This is a genomic window from Paraburkholderia lebeckiae (genome assembly GCF_014201005.1).
Taxonomy (GTDB): domain Bacteria; phylum Pseudomonadota; class Gammaproteobacteria; order Burkholderiales; family Burkholderiaceae; genus Paraburkholderia; species Paraburkholderia tuberum.
In genome coordinates this window covers 179,945-203,742 of record NZ_JACHDK010000009.1, presented here as the reverse complement: position 1 = coordinate 203,742, position 23,798 = coordinate 179,945, and the positions used below count along the sequence as shown (strand labels likewise).

Here is a 23,798-nt window from a genome sequence, read left to right as displayed (position 1 = left end):
TCTGCACTGGCGGAGACCATAATGACATCGATGTCGTACGCAGCCGTAGCAGCCGCTGTTGCGCTCGCCGCCGCATTGAGCGCCGCCAGTCCCGCAGCCCGTGCCGAAGCAGCCGGGCTCGTGCTCGCCCAGCAGAAGAACTGCATGAGCTGCCACTCGGTCACCCGCCCGTTCATGGGGCCGGCGCTGCACGACGTTGCTATCCGGTATGCGGGACGCGACGACGCCGCGACCTATCTGAAGCACAAGATCCTCGATGGCGGCACCGGCGCATGGGGAACCGTACCGATGCCTGCGAACACTCAACTGACGCCCGATCAGGCGGCCACGCTGGCGGCTTGGGTGCTGACGCTCAAATAACGGCGCTCTCAGGTCACCGCGGCGTCAACGCGAGTGGCGCGCGATTTCTTCTTCCACCGCTTCACGTACCCAATCGGTCATCTCGGCTTCGAGCGTCTGCGCGACCTCGCGGGTGATCTGACTCACGAGCAGACTCGTGTGCTGCTGCACTGCGTCGCGGCAGCGCGCCTCGATGATGCCGCGCCCCTCGCTCGTCAGAAAACGCTGGAAGCGTCCGTGCAGACGTGCGGCGAGCGTATCGGCATCGAGTGTGGGCTGAGCGGGAGCGGCTTCGTGCGCGCCTTCATGGTCGATATCCGGCGGCACGGTCGCGCCGGCCTCGAGCGGTATGAAGGGCTCGGTACGATCGAACACGCCGGGCGACACCTCCACGTCCTCATGCAAGTCATCATGCCCATGTCGCACATGAATGCCGTGATGCGGCCGTGCGTGTTTTCTCGGGTGCGTGTGATCAGCCACGCGCGGCTGATGAAGCTCGGTCTGTGCGAGAGGCTCGTGCTCCGCCGCATGCGCGGCTTCTCGCGTCGGCATCGGCTCCGGCACGAGCACGGGCTCCGGCGAACTCAGTTGCTCGGGCGTGGGCACCGGTTGGGGCGCGAGTACCGGCTCGGGCGCCAGCGTCGGGTCGGCGTGATGCGCGGGCGGTGGCACGAACGCGGGCTCCGTGCGGGAAGCGGGCTCGGGCACCGCCGCCGGTTGCGCGACGGCTGGGGTTGCGGGCTCGGCGCCCGGCTGGGATGCAGGCGCGGCGGCATCGGTCGACGCCTCGCGCGTCTCGCGCGCGCGGCCCGGCACGAGAACCTCGTTCAGGACCGGAATCGAATTGTCGTGGGGATCGGACACGTGCGCTCTCCGTGTTTGAGTCGAAGCCAGGGCAGGCGGTCCGTATGCCGCGTCCCTCGCGGCCATGACGCGCAGCGCAACGAACTAGCCGCCCTGCTTGTAGTTGTTCAAAGCATAGCCGCGATCGCGATAGAAGCGATAGCGCTCGCGGCCCGCAGCGAGTTCCTCGTGTGCGTTACCGACCACTTCGAGCAATCTTTCGAAGCGCGCGAACTGCGCCGGCACCGTTGCGCCCAGGTTCAGCAGCACCTGATGATGCGGCACGTCGTCGAGATTCGTGGCCAGCACGACGGGCGTGTCGGCGGCAAGCGGCGTGCCCGCCATGCAGTGCGGCACGAAGTCGAGGGGCGAGAAGGTCCACAGCATCTCATCGAAGGCGCGCAGGCGCGCGGGCTCGGCCAGCACGACGAGCGGTTGGCCCGCCAGATACGCCTTGCGCACGAGGCGGCACGCGTACAGCAGCGAATCGCCGACGTTCGAGTGAAAGTCGATTCTCGTCATCGGCCGCTCCGCCCCGCTTGCCGCGCGCCGTGCGCGCGCTTACCGCACTGCGTCATTGGCCGGCGCGGTCGATCAGGAACTGCGCGAGCAGCGGCACCGGACGGCCCGTCGCGCCCTTCGCGGTGCCGCTCTTCCACGCAGTGCCGGCGATGTCGAGATGCGCCCACGGGTACGAATCCGTGAAACGCGACAGGAAGCACGCGGCCGTCACGCTGCCCGCCGGACGCCCGCCGATGTTCGCGACGTCCGCGAAGTTCGACTTCAGCTGGTCCTGGTACTCGTCGTCGAGCGGCAGGCGCCAGGCCGGGTCGGCCGCTTCGCGCGACGCGTCGAGCAGTTCGCCCGCGAGCGCGTCGTCCTTCGAGAACAGGCCGCTGTTGTGATGGCCGAGCGCGATGATGCAGGCGCCCGTCAGCGTCGCGATGTCGATGACCGCGGCCGGCTTGAAGCGCTCCGCGTAGGTGAGCGCGTCGCACAGAATCAGGCGGCCCTCGGCGTCGGTGTTCAGCACCTCGATCGTGAGGCCCTTCATGCTGGTGACGATGTCGCCCGGCTTGGTGGCCGTGCCCGACGGCATGTTCTCGACGGCCGGAATGATGCCGACCACGTTGATCTTCAGGCCCATCTCGGCGACCGCGCGCAGCGTGCCGAGCACCGAGCCCGCGCCGCACATGTCGTACTTCATCTCGTCCATGCTCTCGCCCGGCTTCAGCGAGATGCCGCCCGTGTCGAACGTGACGCCCTTGCCGACCAGCACGACCGGCGCGGCCTTCGCGGCGGCGCCCTGGTACTGCAGCACGATGAACTGCGCCGGCTCGACCGCGCCCGCGGTGACCGACAGGAACGAGCCCATCTTCAGCGCTTCACACTGTTTCTCGCCGAGCACCTCGACCTTCAGCTTCCAGTCTTTCGCGAGCTTCTTCGCGGTGTTCGCCAGATAGGTCGGCGTGCAGACGTTGCTCGGCAGATTGCCGAGCTCGCGCGTCAGGTCCATGCCGTTGGCGAGCGCGGCGCCCTGCCTGGCGGCGAGCTTGGCGGCCTTATCGTCACCGGTGTTGACGCTGAACACGATGCGCTTCAACGCGCGCGGCGTGTTGTCCTGCTTGCTCTTCATTTGCGTGAAGCGGTAGGTCAGCTCGCGCAGCGCGAGGATCGCGGCGCGCACACACCAGTCGGCCGTGCGTTCGAGCACCGGCAGTTGCGCGAGCGTGAACGTGACCTGCACGATCTTCGTGCCGAGCAGCGCGCGCCATGCGGCGCGGACCGCCTCGCCGTAGGCTTTCTGACTGAAAGCATCCTGTTTGCCGAGTCCGACGAGCAGCACGCGCGACGCGCCGATGCCCGACACCTCGTGCAGGAACAGCGTGGTACCCGCCTTGCCGTCCATGTCGCCCGCCTTGATGATGCGCGTGAGCAGGCCCTTGGTGGCCGCGTCGATCTCGAGCGCGGCGCCCGACAGCGTTTGCGACTCGAACACACCGATCACGATGCAATCGGATTTCCCGGTCAGGAAACCGTTCGTCGAGCCTTTGGTCCAATCACAGGCTTTTATGCTAAAGTCCATCGCGCTTGTCCTCGGATAAAATCTGGGCTTAGGATGAAAGCCGCAATTATCCGCTATTTTTCCCGCGGCGGCTGCACCGGAGGCGTGACGGGAACGAACCCGAGCGTCGCCGTGAGCGCCCCCTCTCGTCATCAATAATGATTTTCGAACGCTCCCTCCAGCGCGAGCTCGCGTACACGGCTGGCGCCGTGTTCATGGTTCTCCTCACGCTCGTGCTGACGACGATGATGATCCGCATCGTCGGCTTCGCGGCCTCGGGCGAGGTCGACCCGCGCGACGTGCTGGTCCTGATCGGCCTCACCGTGATCGGCTATCTGGCCATCATGCTCGTCGCGACGCTGTTCGTGTCGATCCTGTTCGTGCTCACGCGCTGGTACAAGGACTCCGAGATGGTCGTGTGGCTGTCCTCGGGCGTCAGTCTCACGCAATTCATCAAGCCGATCGGCATTTTCGCCACGCCGATCATCATCCTGATCATGTTCTTCGTGTTCGTCGGCTGGCCGTGGTCGAACCAGCAGAGCAAGCTGATCCGCGCGCGCTTCCAGCAGCGCGACGAAGTCTCGCTGCTCGCGCCGGGGCAGTTCCGCGAATCGCCGAGCACGCACCGCGTGTTCTTCATCGAGAAGATGTCGCCCGACCAGGGGCATGTGGAAAACGTGTTCGTGACGAGCACCGAGGGCGGCAAGGTCAACGTCGTGGTGTCGAAGAACGGCCACATCGAGACGCACAAGAACGGCGACCGCTTCGTCGTGCTGGAAAACGGCCGCCGCTACGACGGCGAACCGGGCCACCCCGATTTCCGCATCATGGAGTTCGAGCGCTACGGCGTGAAGATCCAGAGCCAGCCGGTCGTCAATACGCCGACAACCACCGGCTTGCCGACGCTCACGCTGCTGCGCAATCCCACTAAAGAGAATCTCGCCGAATTCGCGTGGCGCGCGGGTCTTCCGTTGATCGCGATCAACCTGGTGCTGCTCGCCATTCCGCTCGCGCACCAGAACCCGCGGCGCAGCCGCACGATCAACCTCGTGATGGCCGTGTTGATCTACCTCACTTATTCGAATCTGCTGAACGTCGTGCAGGCGTGGATCGAGCAGGGCAAGATGTCGTTCGGCGTCGGGCTCGTGATCCTGCACGTGATCGTGCTCGGGATCGTCGCGTTCATCTTCTGGATGCGGGTGCGCAACCGGCCGCTATTTACGCGCCCCATGTTCAGCCGTTCGCAGGGAGCCTGACCGATGCGCATTTATGAAAGGTATTTCGCGGGTCAGATCTATCTCACGTTCGTCTTCATCCTGTTCGCATTTTCAGGTCTGTTCTTCTTCTTCGACCTGATCAACGAGCTGAACTCGGTCGGCCACGGCAACTACAAGTTTCAGTACGCGGTGCTGCGCGTCGCGCTGCAAACGCCGTCGCGTTTCTACGAAATCATTCCGGTCGCGGCGCTGATCAGCGCGATCTACGTGTTCGCGCAGATGGCGGCGAACTCCGAATACACGATCTTCCGCGTATCAGGACTCGCGACGAATCAGGCGCTGCGCTCGCTGCTGAAGATCGGCATTCCGCTCGTGATCGTCACCTATCTGATCGGCGAAGTGGTCGGCCCGTATACGGATCAGCTCTCCGAGCGCGTGCGGCTCGAGGCGCTCGGCTCGTCGGTGTCGAGCAACTTCCAGTCGGGCGTGTGGGTCAAGGACACGCTGACCGAGCGCGCCGACGGCGAGCAGGTCACGCGCTTCGTCAACGTCGGCGAGCTGAAGCCCGACGCGACGATCAGCAACGTGCGCATCTACGAGTTCGATTCGAAGTTCCGCCTGTCGAACATTCGCATCGCGCAGAGCGGCCGCTATCAACCGCCGGGCCACTGGCTGCTGACCGGCGTGACCGATACGCAACTGCTCGACGTGGCCCACGCTCCGGGTACGCCGGCAGATGCGCTCAATCCGGTCTATCGCGCGAATCAGGTCACGCTGCCCGAGTATTCGCTGCGCTCGGAGCTGACGCCGCAGATCCTGTCGGTGCTGCTGGTGTCGCCGGACCGGATGTCGATGTTCAATCTGTTCCGCTATATCCAGCATCTGACCGAAAACCATCAGGACACGCAGCGCTATGAAATCGCGCTGTGGCGCAAGGTGCTGTATCCGTTCGCGGTGTTCGTGATGCTGGTGCTGTCGCTGCCGTTCGCGTATCTGCATACGCGCGCGGGCGTGGTCGGCGTGAAGGTGTTCGGCGGCATCATGCTCGGCATGAGCTTCCAGCTGTTCAACACGCTGTTCTCGCATATCGGCACGCTCAATACGTGGCCCGCGCCGTTGACCGCGGCGACACCTGGGCTCGTCTACCTGGTGCTGGGGCTCGTAGGGTTGAAGTGGGTCGACCGGCACTAACGCCAGTGGGCTGAGGGGCATCGTCAGGAGCTGATGCGATGGCTATGCACGGACTGATTCTGTTTGGCCACGGCGCGCGCGATGCGCGCTGGCGCGAGCCGTTCGAGCGGCTCGCCGACAAGCTGCGCGCCGCGCGCGCGGCGACGGGCGAAGCTCCTGCGGTTACGCTCGCCTTTCTCGAACTGATGGAACCCGACCTGCCGACGGCCGTCGCGCAACTCGTCACGCAAGGCTGCGATGCGATCACCGTGGTGCCGGTGTTCTTCGGGCAAGGCGGTCATGTCCGCACGGATTTGCCCGCGATCGTCGATCATTGCCGCGCCGCGCATCCCGGAGTCGAGATTCGCTGCGCGGTGGCAGTCGGCGAGGATGATTCGGTGCTGGATGCGCTCGCGCAGTATTGCCTGCGGCAGCTCTGATTTTTTCGTTCTGGTTGCTCAGATTCGCCGCTCTCGGGTCGGCCCTGCCGAGGATATTCAGGCCGCGACCAGCATCCCGTTCGACGAGCGCTTCGCCTCGGTCTGCCGCGCCGCGAACGCCTCGCCGATCATCAACAGACTTGGCTGCGACGCATCGACCCAGCGCTGCGCTTCGCCGGCCGCAAGATCTTCCAACGTCAGCGTCAGCATGCGTTCGCGCGGCGTGCTGCACGCCTCGACGATCGCCACGGGCGTCGTCGCGGGCTTGCCAGCATCGATCAGTTGCTGCGCGATCTCGACGCCGCTGTCGCGGCCCATGTAGAACACCAGCGAATCGGCGTTGACCTGCTCGCGGATCTCCTCGGAACCTGGCGCGCGGCTGAACGTCGCGAGCGCGACGCTGCGCGACACGCCGCGCAGCGTCAGCGAACGCTTCAGCGTGGCCGCGCTCGCCAGCGCGGCGGTGATGCCCGGCACGACTTCATACTCGATGCCCGCGGCTTCGAGCGCGCGCATCTCTTCGTCGGCGCGGCCGAACAGCATCGGATCGCCGCCCTTCAAACGCACGACCACGTCGTGCTCCAAAGCCGCATCGACGATCTGCTTGTTGATGAACTGTTGTGCCGTCGATAGCCGGCCGCAGCGCTTGCCGACTGCAATGCGCTTCGCGCGCGCGGGCGCGTAGTCGAGCATCGCCGGCTCGACCAGCGCGTCGTGCAGCACGACGTCGGCGGCGCCGAGCAGCCGCGCGCCGCGCACCGTAATCAGGTCCGCGGCACCGGGTCCCGCACCAATCAGATAAACCTTACCCATTTGCATCAACCTGTTCGTTGGAGCGTACGCGGCGGCGCGTTGCGCCGCCTGTGTGGCCCATCCGTCGCCTGCTAGCCTTGCCGTGCTCAGGCGGAAAACGCGCGGATCATGCCGGCGGCGACCGTGTGGTTCGTCGCCTCGTCGATCAGCACGAACGCGCCGGTGCCCTGATGCGAGTCGTACGCGTCGCACACGAGCGGCTTCTGCAAGGTCAGCGCGACACGACCGATGTCGTTCATCGCCAGTTCCTTTCGATCGGTCGCCTGCGACAGCGTATGCACGTCGAGCACTTCCTTGATCGCGCCGATCTTCGCGAACACCGTGCTGGTGGTCTGCTTCAGCAGATACTTGCGCTGCGTCGACAGCGGCGCGTCGTCGAACCAGCAGAGGTCCGCTTCGAGCTTCTTCGCCGGCTCCGGTGCCGCTTCGCGCAGCACGAAGGTGTCGCCGCGCGACACGTCGACATCTTCCGCGAGACGGATCGTCACCGTCTGACCGGCGAACGCACGGTCCACCTGGGCGGTGCCGCCGACCACCGGCGCGATGATCTCCGCCACGGTCGCTTCGCGATTGGCCGGCAGCACGACGATGGTGTCGCCGAGCTTCACTTCACCCGATTCAACACGGCCCATGTAGCCGCGGAAATCGTCGGCCTGACTGCCGTCCTGACGCGCAACCCACTGCACCGGGAAGCGCAGCGCGTCGCCGCTCGCGGTTTCGACCGGCAGCGCTTCGAGCACGTCGAGCAGCGGCTCGCCTGCGTACCACGGCATGCGCTCGCTCGCCGTGACGATGTTGTCGCCCTTCAGCGCCGACACCGGCACGAAGCGCACATCCTGCAGACCGAGGTGACGTGCGAGCTCGACGTACGCGTCGCGGATCTCGTTGAAGCGTGCTTCGCTGTAGTCGACGAGGTCCATCTTGTTGATCGCGACGATCGCGTGCTGCAGACCGAGCAGCTTGACGATCGCGCTATGACGCTTGGTTTGCGGCAGCAGTTGCGCGACGCCGTTTTCGAACGTCACGCGCGTCGCGTCGACGAGGATGATCGCCGCATGCGCGGTCGATGCGCCCGTCACCATGTTGCGCGTGTACTGCTCGTGACCCGGCGTATCGGCGATGATGAACTTACGCTTGGCGGTGGCGAAGTAGCGGTAGGCGACGTCGATCGTGATGCCCTGCTCGCGCTCGGCTTCGAGGCCATCGGTCAGCAGCGACAGATCGATTTCGTCGCCGACCGTGCGCTTGTTTTTCACGCGCGACAGCGCCGAGAGCTGGTCGCTCAATACAGCCTTGCTGTCGTACAGCAGGCGGCCGATCAGCGTGCTCTTGCCGTCGTCGACGCTGCCCGCGGTGATGAAACGCAGCACGCCGAGGTCTTCTGGTTGATGAATACTGCTCATGATTTTCCTTGTCCCTCTGTCGGCCGGAGTTAGCGCTTCAGCGCTTATTCCGGTCCCAAGTGTGCTTAGAAATAACCCTGCTTCTTGCGCTGTTCCATTGCCGCTTCGGAGACCTGGTCGTCCATCCGCGTCGCGCCGCGTTCCGTGATTTCAGTGACGGCCGTCTCGGCGATGATCTTCTCGATGACGTCCGCGTCGCTTTCGACCGGGCAGGTGCAGCTGATGTCGCCGACCGTGCGGAAACGCACGATCGCCTGTTCGCTCGTCTCACCCTCGCGCATCGGCGTGAGCGGCGTGACCGGCACGAGCAGGCCGTTGCGGCGCACGATCTCGCGCTGGTGCGCGTAGTAGATCGACGGCAGTTCGAGCTGTTCACGCGCGATGTACTGCCACACGTCGAGCTCGGTCCAGTTCGAGATCGGGAACACGCGCATGTGTTCGCCGTTGTGCAGACGCGCGTTGTACAGGCTCCACAGTTCCGGGCGCTGCGCCTTCGGGTCCCACTGGCCGAATTCGTCACGGAACGAGAAGATGCGCTCTTTCGCGCGGGCCTTTTCCTCGTCGCGGCGCGCGCCGCCGATCATCGCGGTATAGCCGTACTGCTCGATGGTTTCGAGCAGCGTCACCGCCTGCGCGGCATTGCGCGAATCCGTTTCGCGACGCAGACGCACGGTGCCGCGCTTGATCGAATCTTCAACATGGCCGACCACCAGTTCCGCGCCGATCTGTTGCGCGCGACGATCGCGGAAGTCGATCACTTCGTCGTAGTTGTGGCCCGTGTCGATATGCACGAGCGGGAACGGTAGCTGCGTTTTGCGGTTCGCACCGAGGCCGAACGCCTTCAGTGCGAGCGCGAGCACCACGACGGAATCCTTGCCGCCCGAAAACAGCAGCGCCGGCTTGCTGCATTCGGCGACCAGTTCGCGCAGGATGTGAATCGACTCGGCTTCAAGCCAATCGAGGTGATCCATCCGGTTGACCGTGTTGGCAAGCGGAGCGTTGACAGTGGAATCGAGCGTGGTGCTCATAGCGGGTCCTTCGTTGGTTCGCCCGGCAAGCGCTTCTCGCACGGGCGAAAGTATTCAGATCGGTTTCGGCGGTAGTGCGCCGCAAGCTCGGTACGCGGCGCTCAGGCCGACGCGTTTTCGTTGCGCTCGACCGCAATCGGAGTAATCGCCGTGATATGCAAGCCGCATTCCTTCGTATCGCGCGACTCCCACCACCAGCGCCCCGCCCGGCTGTCTTCGCCGGGGCGGATCGCACGCGTACACGGCTCGCAGCCGATGCTCGGATAACCGCGCGCATGCAGCGGATTGACCGGCACGTCGAACGCACCAAGATAATCCCAGACTTCGGCTTCGGTCCAGTCCGCGAGTGGATTGAACTTGGCGATGTTGCGCGCGCCGTCGTGCTCTTCCTCGTGCAGCTCGGCACGCGTGACCGACTGCTCGCGACGCTGCCCGGTCACCCAGGCGCTGAGCTCGGCAAGCGCGCGATTGAGCGGCTCGACCTTGCGGATCTCGCAGCAGCGCTTGCGCAGCTCGACGCTTTCGTAGAACGCGTTCAGGCCGTGCCCGTTCACATACTGCTCGACCGCGGCCGCCTGCGGATGAAACTGCTCGATGTCGTAGCCGTAGCGCTCTTTCACGCGGTCGAGCATGCCGAGCGTTTCCGCATGCAGACGCCCCGTGTTCAGCGAAAAGATGCCGATCTTCACGCCGCGCGACAGGATCGCATGCGTGAGCAGCATGTCTTCGGCCGCGAGGCTGCTCGCGAGCTTCACGTTCGCGTGACGCGCGGCGATCGAGTCGAGCAGCGCGTCGAGACGCTCGACCTTCGCTGCCAGCTCCGGGCTCAACGATTGCGCGGTGCTCATGCCGGAACCTTGTCGGCGCCAGCCTGCGCGGCACGGCGGCGGAACAGCGGCGACGTGTCCACGGCGCCCTGGTACTGCACGCTGAAGTCGTCGAACGCTTTCAGCGCGTCGTTGATGTCCTTGTCGGCGCGCAGTGCATACGCGTCGAAGCCGCAGCGGAACATGAACGTGATCTGGTCGCGAAGCACGTCGCCGATCGCGCGCAGTTCGCCCTTGTAGCCATAGCGCTCGCGCAGCAGACGGCCGATGCTGTAGCCCCGACCGTCGCGGAACACCGGGAAGTCCACGGCGATCAGCGCGAGCTTGTCGAAGTCGCCGGCGATATCCGCCGGTTCGCTATCCGGCGCGAGCCACACGCCGAGGTCGGCGGCGCTACGCGCAGCGACGAGCGCTTCACGCTCGGCCTGCCACAGCGCCAGCGGCACGATGACCTTGCCGGCCGGCAGTTCGCTCACTGCCGGCAAAGCGCCGTCTTCCGCGGCACGCACGACGCTCCAGTCGTCGTTGACGATCGCGCGGTTCTTGATGATAGAAGCCATCTGTTCAGTATCCTTTCGCGGTTACGCGTGAGCCGGTTGACGCGCGGCGTACACGCGCTCCTTGAACGGCGCGATGCCGATGCGGGTGTACGTATCGATGAAACGCTCGCCTTCCTGGCGGTTTTCCACGAACGTATCGATCACCTTCGTCATCACGTCGGGCATTTCCTCGGCAGAGAACGACGGGCCGATCACACGGCCAAGGTGAGCGCCGGTCGCGCCGGTGCCCTGCTCGCCGCCGAGCGTCACCTGGTACCACTCGGAGCCGTCCTTGTCGACGCCCAGAATGCCGATATTGCCGACGTGATGGTGACCGCACGCGTTGATGCAGCCCGAGATGTTCAGCGACACGTCGCCGAGGTCGTACACGTAGTCGAGATCGTTGAAACGTTCCTGGATCGCGAGCGCGATCGGAATCGACTTCGCATTCGCGAGCGAGCAGAAGTCACCGCCCGGGCACGAGATGATGTCGGTCAACAAGCCGATGTTCGGCGTCGCGAAACCCTGCGCCTTGGCCTTTTCCCACAGCACGAACAGGTCGCGCTTCTTGACGTCGGCGAGGATCAGGTTCTGTTCGTGCGACACGCGGACCTTGCCGAACGAGTATTCGTCGGCCCAGTCGGCGACCGCGTCCATCTGCACGTCCGTCGCGTCGCCCGGCGCAACCGTGGTCGGCTTCAGCGACAGCGTGACCGACGCGTAGCCCGACACCTTGTGCGGACGCACGTTACGCTCGACCCAGCGCGCGAACGCGCGGTTTTCCAGCAGATGCTTTTCGAACGACGTGTCGGTGTCCGGCAGCTTGTCGTAAGCGGGCGGCGCGAAGTATTGCGTCACGCGATCGACTTCGGCCTGCGTGAGCGTCGACGGGCCGTCCTTCAGGTGCTGCCACTCTTCCTCGACCTGCGCGGCGAACTTCTCCGGCGACAGCGCCTTCACCAGAATCTTGATACGCGCCTTGTACATGTTGTCGCGGCGGCCGTAGCGGTTGTACACACGCAACACGGCTTCGCTATAGGTCAGCAGGTGCTGCCACGGCAGATCGCGGCGGATCACCGCGCCGACGATCGGTGTGCGGCCCAGACCACCACCGGCGAGGATGTCGGCCACCAGTTCGCCCTGTTCGTTCTTGCGCAGATACACGCCCATGTCGTGGATCTGCACAGCCGCGCGGTCTTCCTTCGAACCCGACACGGCGATCTTGAACTTGCGCGGCAGCCACGCGAATTCGGGGTGGAACGTCGACCATTGACGAAGGATTTCGGCCCACGGACGCGGATCGACCACTTCGTCGGGCGCGACGCCGGCGAATTGATCGGCGGTGATGTTGCGAATGCAGTTGCCCGAGGTCTGAATGCCGTGCATCTGCACCGAGGCGAGCTTGCGCAGAATCTCCGGCGTTTCTTCGAGCTTGATCCAGTTGTACTGGATGTTCGTACGCGTCGAGAAATGGCCGTAGCCGCGGTCGTGCTCACGCGCGATCTGCGCGAGCACGCGCATCTGGTCGCTGCGCAAGTTGCCGTACGGAATCGCGATGCGGTGCATGTACGCGTGGCGCTGATAGTACAGGCCGTTCTGCAGCCGCAGCGGACGGAATTCCTCTTCGCTCAATTCGCCCGACAAGCGGCGGCGAACCTGATCGGCGTACTGCGCGACCCGTTCATCGACGATGGTCTGGTCGTACTGATCGTATTGGTACATTCGGGGGCCCCAATTTTTTCGAAACTTGCTTGACACGCGACCGTCCGGCTCGGCCGCGGCTTGAATACCAGCTTTGTCAGCTATCGCAAGCGAGCGTTTAGACCCATCGCTCATTTGCTTATAACAAATACAGATATCCATATTGAAAAAGATGGACAGATCGTAATAAACTCGCCTTATATTTCAAACGACTAAAAAATTCTTTTTATATGCGGCGAGGTTATATATGAACCTGCACCAATTCCGCTTCGTCCGCGAGGCTGTGCGGCAGAACTTCAACCTCACCGAAGCGGCCAAGGCGTTGTTTACGAGCCAGCCGGGCGTCTCGAAGGCGATCATCGAGCTGGAGGACGAACTTGGCGTCGAAATCTTCACCCGCCACGGCAAGCGCGTGCGCTCGCTGACCGAGCCGGGCCGCATCATATTGCAATCGGTCGAAAAAATCCTGCAGGAAGTGGAAAGCCTGAGGCGGGTCGGCAAGGACTTCGCGGCGCAGGACCAGGGCAATCTGACGATCGCGGCGACCCACACGCAGGCGCGCTACTCGCTGCCCGCGGCGATCGCGGAGTTCAAGAAGCGCTTTCCGAAGGTTCACCTTTCAATTCTGCAAGGCAGCCCCACCCAGGTCGCCGAAATGGTGCTGCACGACCAGGCCGACCTCGCGATCGCGACCGAGGCGATCTCGAACTACAAGGATCTGGTGTCGCTGCCCTGCTTCCAGTGGCACCACGTCGCGGTGATGCAGGCCGACCATCCGCTGCTCGAGCGCAAGCTGCTGTCGCTCGACGACCTGACCCAGTACCCGCTGATTACGTACGACAACGCGTTCGCCGGCCGCACCAAGATCAACGAAGCGTTCCGTCTGCGCGGGCTGCACCCGGACATCGTGCTCGAGGCGATCGACGCCGACGTGATCAAGACCTACGTCGAGCTGGGCCTCGGCGTCGGCATCATGGCCGACATCGCGTTCAACGCCGAGCGCGACCGCCATTTGCGCGCGATGCCGGTCGGCCATCTGTTCGGCAGCAACGTGACGCGCGTCGCGCTGAAACAGGGCGCGTATCTGCGCAGCTACGTGTACACGCTCGTCGAGCTGCTCTCGCCGAGCCTGAACCGCAAGCTGATCGAGCAGGCGCTGAAGGGCGAACACGAAACCTATGAGCTTTGAACCGCTTCCATACCGCTCTCTCGCTACGGAGACCTTCCGATGAAGTTGCATAACAATAAAGTACGCAACACCCTGCGCGGCCTCACGGCCGCGGCGCTGCTCGTCGCCGGCGCGGCGCACGCCGACCTGAAAGTCGGCATCGACCTGTCGAACACGGGGCCGGCCGCCGTGATCGGCATCACGAGCAAGAACGCGATGCTGATGTGGCCGCAGACGATCGCCGGCCAGAAAGCCGACTACATCTTCCTCGACGACGCGTCCGACCCCGGCAACGCCGTGCGCAACATCCGCAAGCTGATCAACGAGGACCACGTCGACGTGATCGTCGGCCCGAACATCACGCCGGCCGCGATGGCCGCGCTCGATCCGGTCGCCGACAGCCAGACGCCGATGATCACGCTGATCGGCTCGGCGATCGTCGTCGAGCCGCAGGAAGGCAAGAAGGTCTGGGCCTACAAGATGGCGCAGACCGATAGCGCGATGGCCGACGTGATGACGCGCTACATGTCGAACCACGACGTGAAGACGGTCGGCTTCATCGGTTTCGCGGATGGCTACGGCGAGAGCTGGCTCAACGAGTTCAGCAAGTTCGCCGCGCTGCGCCATATTCAGTTGGTCGCGACCGAGCGCTACAACCGCACCGACGCGAGCGTGACCGGCCAGATCCTGAAGCTGATGGCCGCGAAGCCCGACGCGATCCTGATCGCCGGCGCGGGCACCCCAACGGTACTGCCGCAGCGCACGCTGATCGAGCGCGGCTACAAGGGCCCGATCTATCAGACGCATGGCATCGCGACGCCGGAATTCATCAAGCTCGGCGGTAAAGACGTGGAAGGCACGCTGTTCCCGACGCAACCGGTCGTCGTCGCGCGCACGCTGCCGCCCGATCATCCGTCGAAGAAGGCGGCGCTCGCGTTCGTCGACGCGTACGAGGCGAAGTACGGCCCCGGCACCGTCACGCAGTTCGCGGGCGACGCGGCCGGCGTGTACCCGCGCCTGCAGGACGCCGTCGCGCGCGCGTTGAAGACCGCGCAGCCGGGTACGCCGGCGTTTCGCGTCGCGTTGCGCGACGAGCTCGAGCACGCGCATGAGCTGGTGGTGCCGAACGGGGTCGTCAATACGAGCCCGAAGGATCACGTCGGTCTCGATCAGCGGGCGAGCGTGATGGGCACCATCAAGAATGGCAAGTTTGTTTACCTGAGCCAGTAATCTGGCATCGGGGCGCCGATCAGGCGCCCCTGACGGCGGCTTCGCGAATGTGGAAGCCGCCGTTCGTGCAGCGAGCACCCCATCCGCTTCCATCTGCCTTTCGGTAGAACTTCCCTCACAGCGCGTCCGCACGATCGGCCACACCGCGCCAGCGAACGCCTACACTGCATGGGTCCGCTTCTCCGTTGGCGCATTGCACGCATGCGACGCATGCTGCGTCACGGTCAACCCGTTGCCCGTCCGGCAGACCTGATCACGCGAACGCTGCCGGAGCACAACATCCGCACGGGAGGCATGATGGCCACCGCTTCGATCGCAGAGAACGCCAGCGCTGGCATCGTCACCGTTGCAAGCACCCATGCGGGCGACGCGACCGCCGAGCGTCTTCAAACCTTGATTCTGGAGCGAGGGCTGACGGTTTTCGCGTGCATCGATTTCAGCGGTGACGCTGGACGCGAGGGACTGGCGATGCCGTTCAGCCGGCTCCTGATCTTCGGCAATCCCAAAGCCGGTACACCGTTGATGCAACTCGCGCCGACCGCCGCGCTCGATCTTCCTTTGAAGGTGCTCGTCTGGGAGGACGCGGACGGCCGTGCGTGGCTATCGTTCAACTCGACGGCCTATCTTCGTGAGCGGCATGGTCTGCCGGACGACTTGATGAAGCCGGTGAGCGGTGTGGCCGCCCTCGTCGATGCGGCCGCACGGTAACGCGTCGAACGAAGGAGACCGCCATGTCCATGCACGCTCTGATCCTCAGCCAATACAACGGCCCGCTCGAATACACGACGCTGCCCCGCCCGGAACCCGCTGCCGGCCAGGTCCTGGTGCGCGTCGCCGCGAGCGGCCTCAATCCGCTCGACATCAAGATTCGCGCGGGCGAGGCCGCGCACGCGCAACACCCGTTGCCGCTCGTCCTCGGTATCGACCTCGCGGGCACGGTGGAGGCGCTCGGCGATGGCGTCGGCGGGTTCGCTGTCGGCGACAACGTGTATGGCATGACCGGCGGCGTCGGCGGCATCCAGGGGTCACTCGCCGAGTACGCTGCGGTCGATGCCGCCCTGCTCGCCCATGCGCCGCGCAATCTGTCGATGCGCGAGGCCGCCGCGTTGCCGCTCGCGTTCATCACGTCGTATGCGGGTATCGTCGATCGCGCGCATCTGCAAGGCGGTACCAAAGTGCTGATCCAGGGTGGCGCCGGAGGGGTCGGCCACATCGCCGTGCAACTGGCGCGCGCGCTCGGCGCCGACGTATATGCAACCGCGAGCGCACACAATGCCGAGCTGGTTCGGCGGCTCGGCGCGACGCCTATCGACTACCGCGCACAGACGGTCGAACAGTACGTGGCGAGTTTGACCGATGGCGAAGGATTCGATCTGGTCGTCGATACGGTAGGGGGCGCCTCGCTCGATGCGTCGTTTGCCGCGGTCCGGCACTTCGGGCACGTGGTCAGTGCGCTTGGCTGGGGGACGCATGCGCTTGCGCCGCTGTCGTTTCGCGAAGCCAGCTATTCAGGGATCTTCACGCTGTATCCGTTGCTGACCGGTCGATATCGCGCGCACCTCGGCGAGATGATGCGCGAAGCGACGCGGCTCGTGGAAAGCGGCGCGCTCGCGCCCGTGGTCGATCAGACACGGTTCGATTTGCGCAGCGCGGACGAGGCCTATCAGCTCGTTGCCAGTGGGACTGGACGTGTGAAGGTGGTGGTCGACGTGGATGCCGCGCGGCGCTGACCCGGTCACGAACAGCCCGTCGAAATCAGCGCCGTCACCCGACTCAGGTATGCTGGGCCCTTTGTAACCGCTTCCGTTCAAGGGGAGACCATGCGGCGCGTTGTATTCAATCAGAAAGGTGGCGTAGGCAAATCGACCATCGTCTGCAACCTGGCGGCCATCAGCGCGAACGAAGGTCTGCGTACGCTGGTGATCGACCTCGACGCCCAGGCGAATTCGACCCAGTATCTGCTCGGCCCGCAGGCGAGCGAGGTCAACCCCACTGTCGCGGGCTTCTTCGAAACCGCGCTCGGCTTCAGCTTCAGGCCCGTGGAAGCAACCTCGTTCATCCACCCGACGCGCTTCGAGAATCTCGACGTCATGCCCGCCCATCCCGACCTCGACACTCTCCACGGCAAGCTCGAATCGCGCTACAAGATCTACAAGCTTCGCGACGCGTTGAACGAACTGGACATGTACGACGCGATTTACATCGACACGCCGCCCGCGCTGAACTTCTACACCCGCTCGGCGTTGATCGCCGTCGAGCGTTGTCTGATTCCGTTCGACTGCGACGACTTCTCGCGTCGCGCGCTCTACACGCTGCTCGAAAACGTCAAGGAGATCCAGCAGGATCACAACGACGGCTTGCAGGTGGAAGGCATCGTCATCAACCAGTTCCAGCCTCGCGCGAGCCTGCCGCAGAAGCTCGTCGACGAACTGATCGGCGAAGGCTTGCCGGTGCTGGGGTCGCGCTTGTCATCGTCGGTGAAGATCCGTGAGTCGCATCAGCTGGCGACGCCCGTCATTCATCTCGATCCGGGGCATAAGCTGGCGCAGGAGTATCGGGCGTTGCATCGGGAGTTGAGCGAGCAAGCCGGAGCGTCGCCTCGCTAACCTGTCGCCTGCGCGCGAGCCCGCGCGCACCGCGTTCGTCCACGGCGACGCGTTGCGCTGCCAGCAAGCGATGATCTTGCCGTCGCTGAGCGGGTCGTGGTTCATCGCGTGTTTTCGTCCATAGTTCCCAACCGCATACCGTCGGCATAATTGTTAAAGTAACGCTCTCGTCAATCAGCCGCCGCAGTCCCCATCATGCGCACCACCCGAGCCATCCACGCCGTCGAGCGCCTGAAAACGCGCACCGGCAACCCGCGCTTCACCGCGATCAGTCTGTCCGGCGGCCTGTTCTATCTGGTCGACAAATCGAGCGGAGTCGACAAGAAAGTGTCGGACCCGCTGACGCTCGACGACTTCGTCAAGTTCGTCGACGCCTACGGCCCGCAGAAACCGCGCAAGGCCAGCAAGCTCGATATCGCGTTCGAAGCGCAGATCAAGAAAAGCAAGGGCGGTTGACGCTTCGGCAGCTTCGCCGACCTGGCGTTTTGTTGCAACGCTTCACGCCTCTTCGATCTCCACCCACCGTCCATCCGCCGCACTGCTTTTCAGCACCGCCTCGATAAACCGCAAACCGTCGACGCCATCATCGACCGTCGTCAACAGCAGGCTCTCGGCTGGTGGCGGGCGACCATCGTTCAACGCATCGATCTGCAACGCCGCATCCTGGTACAACTGCGCGAACGCTTCCAGATAGCCTTCCGGATGCCCGGCCGGCACACGGGTCGCATGCGCGGCAACCTGACTTTTCACCCGAGCGCGCGTCAATCGTTCGGCAGCGCCGCCCAACGGCGTGAACCACAAGGCGTTCGGCTCCTCCTGATCGAACGCGAGTCCCGCCTTTGTGCCATATACGCGCAAGCGCAGCGCGTTTTCCGCGCCGCTCGCCACCTGGCTCGCCCACAACATGCCGCGCGCGCCGTTCGCATAACGCAGCATCGCCTGCACGTGATCGTCGACACGACGCCCCGGTACGAACGTGTGCAACTCGGCCGACAGCGCGCGCGGCATCATCCCCGTGACGAAAGCGGCCAGTTGATACGCGTGCGTGCCGATATCGCCGAGGCACCCGGCCGGCCCCGCCAACGCCGGATCGGTGCGCCAGCTTGCCTGCCTGTTCGCGCCGCCTGTTTCGACCGGCTCGGCGAGCCAGTCCTGCGCATACTCGACCTGCACGACGCGAATCTCGCCCAGTTCGCCACGTTCGACCAGTTCGCGCGCATGCCGCACGAGCGGGTAGCCCGAATAGGTATGCGTCAACGCGAACAGCCGCTTTTTTGACTGCGCGAGCTTTGCGAGCGCCTCACCTTCAGCGAGCGAAACCGCGAGCGGCTTGTCGCAGATCACGTGGATGCCGGCTTCGAGAAACGCCGTCGCGACCGGCGCGTGCAGATGATTCGGCGTGACGATCGCGACCGCGTCGATGCCGTCCTCGCGCGCGGCCTCGGCGCGCGCCATCTCGCGCCAATCCGCGTAGCTGCGCGCGATGCCCGCTTCGACGGCGCTCGCCCGCGCGCGCCCGGAATCGGACGACAACGCGCCCGCCACCAGTTCGAAACGGTCGTCGAGCCGCGCGGCGATCCGATGCACGGCGCCGATGAACGCGCCCTGCCCGCCGCCGACCATCCCCAGCCTGAGCCTTCTTCGCTGCATTGTTTGCGCTCCCATGTGTTGTTGCGTCGGCTTAACCGTCCGGCTGTCAGATGCCGAGCACGCTCTTTAGCTGCGCGGTATCGACACCGCTTCCCGCGAAGTCATCGAACGCACGCTCGGCCACGCGGATGATGTGCCGGCGAATGAACTCCGCGCCTTCGCGCGCGCCATCGTGCGGATGCTTCAATGCGCATTCCCATTCGAGCACGGCCCAGCCCGGAAAATCGAACTGCGCCATCTTCGAGAAGATCGCGCCGAAGTCGATCTGACCATCGCCGAGCGAGCGAAACCGCCCCGCGCGTTCGACCCAGCCGCTGTACCCGCCGTACACGCCCTGCTTGCCGGTCGGACGAAACTCCGCGTCCTTCACATGAAACGCCTTGATGCGCTCATGGTAGATATCGATGAACGCGAGATAGTCGAGCTGTTGCAGCACGAAGTGGCTCGGGTCGTACAGGATGTTCGCGCGCGGATGCTGATCGACCGCCGCGAGAAAGCGCTCGAACGTCACGCCGTCGTGCAGGTCTTCGCCCGGATGCAGTTCGTAGCAGACATCGACGCCGGCCGCGTCGAACGCATCGAGAATCGGCGTCCAGCGGCGCGCGAGCTCTTCGAACGCGGCTTCGACGAGACCGGCCGGCCGCTGCGGCCACGGGTACAGGTACGGCCACGCGAGCGCGCCCGAAAACGACACGTGCGTGCTCAGGCCCAAACGACGCGACGCCTGCGCCGCGAGCTTCATCTGCGCGATCGCCCATTCGGTGCGCGCCGCCGGATTGCCGCGCACCTGCGGCGCGGCGAAGCCGTCGAACAGCGTGTCGTAAGCCGGATGCACGGCGACCAGTTGCCCTTGCAGATGGGTCGATAGTTCCGTGATCGCGACGCCCGCGTTGTCGGCGCTCTCGCGCAGTTCGTCGCAATACGCGTCGCTCGCGGCCGCCTTGTCGAGATCGATCAGGCGCGGGTCGCACGGCACCTGGATGCCCTTGAAGCCGAGACCCGCGGCCCAGTCCGCGAGATGCGCGAGGTTGTCGAACGGCACGTCGTCGCCCACGAACTGCGCGAGAAAAATCGCCGGCCCTTTGATGGTTTTCATCGTACGGTTCCTCGAACTTTGCGCGCGGGCCGCGCCCGCGCGTGCTAGACGATGCTCGGCGCGCCGCTCAGAACGGCGAGTCGGGGAAATAGAACTGCTGGGCGTTTTCCTTCGTGATCAGCACCGACGGAATGATCGTGGTGGCCGGCAGCTTGTCGCCCTTCAGCCGCGCTTCGGCCGTCAGCTTGATCGCGTCGTAGATGAATTTCGGCGAGTACGACACGTCGGCCTTGATCATCGGCGCGCCGTCCATCACGTTCTTCACCATGCCCTTCGAGCCCGCGCCGCCGAACACGATCTTGATGTCGTTGCGCTTCGCCTGATCGATCGCCTTCAGCACGCCGACCGCCATGTCGTCGTCGGCGGCCCATACGGCGTCGATGTGCTTGAAGCGCGTCAGGTAGTCCTGCATCACCTTGAACGCGTCGTCGCGATTCCAGTTCGCGTATTTCGCGTCGAGAATCTTGATGTCCGGATAGTTTTTCATCACGCCGGTGAAGGCGGTCCAGCGTTCGTTGTCGAGCGTGGTCGGAATGCCGCGCAGCGCGACGACGTTGCCCTTGCCGTCGAGTGCCTTCGCCAGGTACTCGGCCGGAATCTTGCCGAACGCGGTGTTATCGCCGGCCACGTAGGCGTCCTGCGCGCTCGTGTTCGTCAGACCGCGATCGACCACCGTCACGTACACGCCTTTTCGCTTCACCTGCTCGACCGGCTGGGTCAGCGTCGCCGATTCGTACGGGAAGATCACGAGCGCGTTGATCTTGTTGACCGTCACGAGATCCTGCAACTGGTTCGCCTGCTCGGGCGCGTTGGCGGCCGTTTTCACGATCACTTTCAGATCGGGATGCGCCTTCTCGAGATCCTCCTTCGCCTTGTTCGCCCACCAGACGATGCCGCCGGTGAAGCCGTGATCGGCCGTCGGAATCGCGACGCCCAGCGTGACCTTGTCGTCGGCGCGCGCCGCGCCGCTCGTGCCCAGTATCCCCAACGCCAGCACGCCGGCGCCGATCGCTCGAATGACTTGCTTCATGGTGTGTGTCTCCAATCATGAGGCGTTCGCTCGCCCCGATTTTTCGGACCTGCCGTTGGTTTACCGCGCCTGCCTTGCTACGCCTGCTTTGCTGCGTTTTCTTCGCTGCGCTGTCGTCACTGCGGCGCCGCCGCCTTGAAGCGCGCCGCTAGCGCCGCCCACGCTGCACGAACGCGACGAAAATAATCACGACGCCCTGCACCGCCGCGTTCAGATACACGCTGATGATGCTGGTCAGGTTCAGGATGTTCGCGATCACCGACAGCAGGATCGCGCCGATCACGGTGCCGATCACGCGTCCCTCGCCGCCCTTGAGCGCGGTGCCGCCGACCACCACCGAGGCGATCGCTTCGAGCTCCCACAACAGGCCCGTGGTCGGCGTGGCGGAGCCGAGGCGCGGCACGTAGAGCACGGTGGCCACGCCCACGCAAATCCCCAGCAGCACGTACGTGACGATCTTCACCGTATCGACGCGAATCGCCGCAAAACGCGCGACCTGTTCGTTCGAACCGATCGCCTGCACGTGCCGGCCGAACGCGGTGCGATTGAGGATCAGCGCGCCGCCCGCCGCGACCACGAGAAACACCCAGATCGGCACGGGCACGCCGAACAGGCTCGCGTAATAGACGGGACCGTAGAGGTCTGATAGCGAATCATTGAGCGTCAGCGCGCCGCCATCGGCGAGCCATGTCAGCACCGCGCGAAAAATCCCGAGCGTGCCCAGGGTGACGATGAACGGCTCGATGCGCCCTTTGGTGATCAGCAGCCCATGCGCGCAACCGAACAGCGCGCCGAGCACGAACGCCGCGACGATGCCGATCGTCACGATCACGAGCGGCGGCAACGCGTGACCGGCGGCGCCCGCCGCGAGCCCGTTCATCAGCCAGATCATGATGCCCGCGATCAGCGCGGCCATCGAGCCGACCGACAGGTCGATGCCGCCCGAGATGATCACGAAGGTCATGCCGACCGCGATGATGCCGATGAACGACGTGCGCGTGAGCACGTTCATCAGGTTGTCGAGCGTCGCGAAGTCGCGATTGAGCAGCGTGCCGACGATGCACAGCACGATCAGCCCGGCGAGCGGCCCGAGCGTGTAGAGCCGCTGCGCGACGCGCAGCGCGCGCCGTGATTGCACGGCTTCAGTGGGTGCCGGTCGCATGAGCGATCAACTCCTCTTCAGTCAGATGCGCGAGCGTCAGCGTCGCTTGCAGATGTCCCGCGCGCATGACGGCGACGCGATGGCACAAGCCGATCAGCTCGACCAGTTCGGATGAAATGACGATCACCGCGCGGCCCTGCGCGGCGAGACGATGAATCAGGAAGTAGATGTCGCGTTTCGCGCCGACGTCGACGCCGCGTGTCGGCTCGTCGAGCACGATCACGTTCGGGTCGGGCTGCAGGAACTTCGCGAGCGCGAGCTTCTGCTGGTTGCCGCCCGACAGCATGCGCGCGCGGCTCGACAGGTCGCCCGTGCGGATACCGAATTCGCCGACGGCCTTCTGCAAGGCCGCGCGCCCCGCTTTCACGTCGAGCAGCGGATGCGCGTAGCGTTCGAGCGTCATCAGCGTGACGTTGTCCTGCAGACTCAGGTCGACGTGCAGACCCTTGCCCTTACGGTCCTCGCTCAGATACGTGAGACCGTGGCGCATCGCGTCGCGCGGGTTCTTCAGATCGACTGCCCGGCCGGCGATTTCAATCGTGCCGCCCGTGCGTTTGCGCAAGCCGATGATCGCCTCGAACGCCTCGGTGCGGCCCGCGCCGACGAGACCCGCGAAGCCGAGCACTTCGCCCGCGCGCACCTCGAAGCTTAGATCCTCAACCCAGTCGGGCACCGTCAGGCCGTTTACACGCAACGCGATCGGCGTGTCGGCGGGCACCGTCTGCTTGTCGGGGAACATGTCGGACACGTCGCGCCCGACCATCAGGTTCGCCATCTGCTGACGCGCGAGCCCCGCCGTCTCGCCGCGCGCGACGAAGCGGCCATCGCGCATCACGATCACTTCGTCGGTGATGCGCTCCACTTCATCGAGCTTGTGCGAGATGTAGACGATCGTCACGCCATCGGCCTTGAGCTTCAGCATCAGCGCGAAGAGCCGTTCGGTTTCGGCGGGCGTCAGCGTCGCGGTCGGCTCGTCCATGATCAGGAGACGCGCGCGGCGCGACAGCGCCTTCGCGATCTCGACCATCTGCTTTTCCGCGACGATCAGCTCGCGCACCTTCGTGTCCGGCGCGCGCTCGAGCCCGACCTGCGCGAGATAGCGCGCAGCGTCGCTGCGCATCGCGGCATCGTCGACTAACCAGCCGCGGCGCTTCTCGTGACCGAGGTACATGTTCTGCGCGATCGTCAGATGCTCGGCGAGGTTGAACTCCTGGTGGATCAGCACGATGCCCTGCGCCTCGGCGTCGCGTGAGCCGGCGAAGCGCTGCGCGTGGCCATCGACCAGCACGCTGCCTGACGTTGCCGTTTCATAACCGGCGAGGATTTTCATCAGCGTCGACTTGCCCGCGCCGTTCTCGCCGAGCAGACCGTAGATGCGCCCGGGTGCGAGTTCGAAGCTCACGCCGTGCAGCACGCGCACGGGCCCGAAGTCCTTGCGGATGTCGTCGAAACGGATCGCGAGGCTCATGGC

The 23,798-nt window shown here is 64.8% G+C and carries 24 protein-coding genes; 10 read left to right on the top strand and 14 right to left on the bottom strand.

Annotation, left to right across the window (positions count from 1 at the left end; all coding sequences use genetic code 11):
- Positions 1 to 21: 21 nt before the first annotated feature.
- Positions 22 to 360, top strand: coding sequence for a c-type cytochrome (locus HDG39_RS19455; protein ID WP_026225642.1), 339 nt, complete (start codon positions 22 to 24; stop codon positions 358 to 360).
- 24 nt (positions 361 to 384) lie between these two features.
- Here HDG39_RS19455 and HDG39_RS19450 read toward each other — a convergent pair whose 3' ends face one another.
- The 3 genes from HDG39_RS19450 to HDG39_RS19440 all read right to left on the bottom strand — a co-directional run bounded on the left by HDG39_RS19450 (position 385) and on the right by HDG39_RS19440 (position 3,268).
- Entirely contained in the window at positions 385 to 1,203 is an 819-nt protein-coding gene (locus tag HDG39_RS19450) for a DUF2486 family protein (protein ID WP_184007775.1), read from the bottom strand.
- Between the two features lie 84 nt (positions 1,204 to 1,287).
- On the bottom strand, positions 1,288 to 1,704 hold the full coding sequence (locus HDG39_RS19445; protein ID WP_018419682.1) for a DNA polymerase III subunit chi: 417 nt from the start codon (positions 1,702 to 1,704) through the stop codon (positions 1,288 to 1,290).
- 52 nt (positions 1,705 to 1,756) lie between these two features.
- Complete coding sequence (locus HDG39_RS19440) at positions 1,757 to 3,268, bottom strand: leucyl aminopeptidase (protein ID WP_184007773.1); 1,512 nt, start codon at positions 3,266 to 3,268, stop codon at positions 1,757 to 1,759.
- Between the two features lie 137 nt (positions 3,269 to 3,405).
- On the opposite strand from HDG39_RS19440, the gene lptF reads away from it, so the two are divergent.
- From lptF to HDG39_RS19425, 3 genes are read left to right on the top strand one after another with little or no spacing between them, the layout of a single operon-like run.
- Positions 3,406 to 4,503, top strand: coding sequence for an LPS export ABC transporter permease LptF (gene lptF, locus HDG39_RS19435; protein ID WP_184007771.1), 1,098 nt, complete (start codon positions 3,406 to 3,408; stop codon positions 4,501 to 4,503).
- Positions 4,504 to 4,506: 3 nt separating this feature from the next.
- Positions 4,507 to 5,655 (top strand): LPS export ABC transporter permease LptG, encoded by a 1,149-nt coding sequence (lptG, locus tag HDG39_RS19430; RefSeq protein WP_184007769.1) that lies wholly within the window; start codon positions 4,507 to 4,509, stop codon positions 5,653 to 5,655.
- A 38-nt stretch (positions 5,656 to 5,693) separates the two neighbouring features.
- Positions 5,694 to 6,074, top strand: coding sequence for a sirohydrochlorin chelatase (locus HDG39_RS19425; protein ID WP_184007767.1), 381 nt, complete (start codon positions 5,694 to 5,696; stop codon positions 6,072 to 6,074).
- Between the two features lie 57 nt (positions 6,075 to 6,131).
- Here the strand turns inward: HDG39_RS19425 and cobA are convergent, their stop codons facing one another.
- From cobA to HDG39_RS19395, 6 genes are all read right to left on the bottom strand, one after another.
- A complete protein-coding gene (gene cobA, locus HDG39_RS19420) occupies positions 6,132 to 6,887 on the bottom strand; it encodes a uroporphyrinogen-III C-methyltransferase (protein WP_184007955.1) in 756 nt (251 codons plus the stop codon).
- Between the two features lie 86 nt (positions 6,888 to 6,973).
- A complete protein-coding gene (locus tag HDG39_RS19415) occupies positions 6,974 to 8,290 on the bottom strand; it encodes a sulfate adenylyltransferase subunit 1 (RefSeq protein ID WP_184007765.1) in 1,317 nt (438 codons plus the stop codon).
- Positions 8,291 to 8,355: 65 nt separating this feature from the next.
- Positions 8,356 to 9,318: a sulfate adenylyltransferase subunit CysD gene (gene cysD / locus HDG39_RS19410; RefSeq protein WP_018419675.1), complete on the bottom strand. Its 963-nt coding sequence runs from the start codon at positions 9,316 to 9,318 to the stop codon at positions 8,356 to 8,358.
- A gap of 101 nt (positions 9,319 to 9,419) precedes the next feature.
- Entirely contained in the window at positions 9,420 to 10,166 is a 747-nt protein-coding gene (locus HDG39_RS19405; protein ID WP_184007763.1) for a phosphoadenylyl-sulfate reductase, read from the bottom strand.
- Positions 10,163 to 10,705 (bottom strand): DUF934 domain-containing protein, encoded by a 543-nt coding sequence (locus tag HDG39_RS19400; protein ID WP_184007761.1) that lies wholly within the window; start codon positions 10,703 to 10,705, stop codon positions 10,163 to 10,165. The genes HDG39_RS19405 and HDG39_RS19400 overlap by 4 nt, the downstream gene beginning before the upstream one ends.
- 21 nt (positions 10,706 to 10,726) lie before the next feature.
- Entirely contained in the window at positions 10,727 to 12,406 is a 1,680-nt protein-coding gene (locus tag HDG39_RS19395) for a nitrite/sulfite reductase (protein WP_184007760.1), read from the bottom strand.
- A 226-nt stretch (positions 12,407 to 12,632) separates the two neighbouring features.
- On the opposite strand from HDG39_RS19395, the gene HDG39_RS19390 reads away from it, so the two are divergent.
- From HDG39_RS19390 to HDG39_RS19365, 6 genes are all read left to right on the top strand, one after another.
- Positions 12,633 to 13,574 carry a CysB family HTH-type transcriptional regulator gene (locus tag HDG39_RS19390; RefSeq protein WP_184007758.1) on the top strand — a complete coding sequence of 314 codons (942 nt, stop codon included), beginning with the start codon at positions 12,633 to 12,635 and terminating at the stop codon, positions 13,572 to 13,574.
- A 39-nt stretch (positions 13,575 to 13,613) separates the two neighbouring features.
- Complete coding sequence (locus tag HDG39_RS19385) at positions 13,614 to 14,783, top strand: ABC transporter substrate-binding protein (protein ID WP_184007756.1); 1,170 nt, start codon at positions 13,614 to 13,616, stop codon at positions 14,781 to 14,783.
- A gap of 297 nt (positions 14,784 to 15,080) precedes the next feature.
- Positions 15,081 to 15,491: a DUF302 domain-containing protein gene (locus HDG39_RS19380; RefSeq protein ID WP_090805606.1), complete on the top strand. Its 411-nt coding sequence runs from the start codon at positions 15,081 to 15,083 to the stop codon at positions 15,489 to 15,491.
- A gap of 23 nt (positions 15,492 to 15,514) precedes the next feature.
- Complete coding sequence (locus tag HDG39_RS19375; protein WP_184007754.1) at positions 15,515 to 16,513, top strand: zinc-dependent alcohol dehydrogenase family protein; 999 nt, start codon at positions 15,515 to 15,517, stop codon at positions 16,511 to 16,513.
- A 90-nt stretch (positions 16,514 to 16,603) separates the two neighbouring features.
- Positions 16,604 to 17,389, top strand: a complete 786-nt coding sequence (locus HDG39_RS19370; RefSeq protein WP_184007752.1) for a ParA family protein — start codon at positions 16,604 to 16,606, stop codon at positions 17,387 to 17,389.
- A gap of 195 nt (positions 17,390 to 17,584) precedes the next feature.
- A complete protein-coding gene (locus tag HDG39_RS19365) occupies positions 17,585 to 17,845 on the top strand; it encodes a hypothetical protein (protein ID WP_184007750.1) in 261 nt (86 codons plus the stop codon).
- Between the two features lie 42 nt (positions 17,846 to 17,887).
- Here HDG39_RS19365 and HDG39_RS19360 read toward each other — a convergent pair whose 3' ends face one another.
- From HDG39_RS19360 to HDG39_RS19340, 5 genes are all read right to left on the bottom strand, one after another.
- Positions 17,888 to 19,039 (bottom strand): Gfo/Idh/MocA family protein, encoded by a 1,152-nt coding sequence (locus tag HDG39_RS19360; protein WP_184007748.1) that lies wholly within the window; start codon positions 19,037 to 19,039, stop codon positions 17,888 to 17,890.
- Positions 19,040 to 19,085: 46 nt separating this feature from the next.
- On the bottom strand, positions 19,086 to 20,135 hold the full coding sequence (locus HDG39_RS19355) for a sugar phosphate isomerase/epimerase family protein (protein ID WP_184007746.1): 1,050 nt from the start codon (positions 20,133 to 20,135) through the stop codon (positions 19,086 to 19,088).
- Positions 20,136 to 20,202: 67 nt separating this feature from the next.
- Positions 20,203 to 21,165, bottom strand: a complete 963-nt coding sequence (locus HDG39_RS19350) for a substrate-binding domain-containing protein (RefSeq protein ID WP_184007744.1) — start codon at positions 21,163 to 21,165, stop codon at positions 20,203 to 20,205.
- A 148-nt stretch (positions 21,166 to 21,313) separates the two neighbouring features.
- Positions 21,314 to 22,327 carry an ABC transporter permease gene (locus HDG39_RS19345; protein WP_018419663.1) on the bottom strand — a complete coding sequence of 338 codons (1,014 nt, stop codon included), beginning with the start codon at positions 22,325 to 22,327 and terminating at the stop codon, positions 21,314 to 21,316.
- A complete protein-coding gene (locus HDG39_RS19340; RefSeq protein ID WP_184007742.1) occupies positions 22,308 to 23,795 on the bottom strand; it encodes a sugar ABC transporter ATP-binding protein in 1,488 nt (495 codons plus the stop codon). Before HDG39_RS19340 ends, HDG39_RS19345 begins: the two co-directional genes overlap by 20 nt.
- Positions 23,796 to 23,798: the final 3 nt, after the last annotated feature.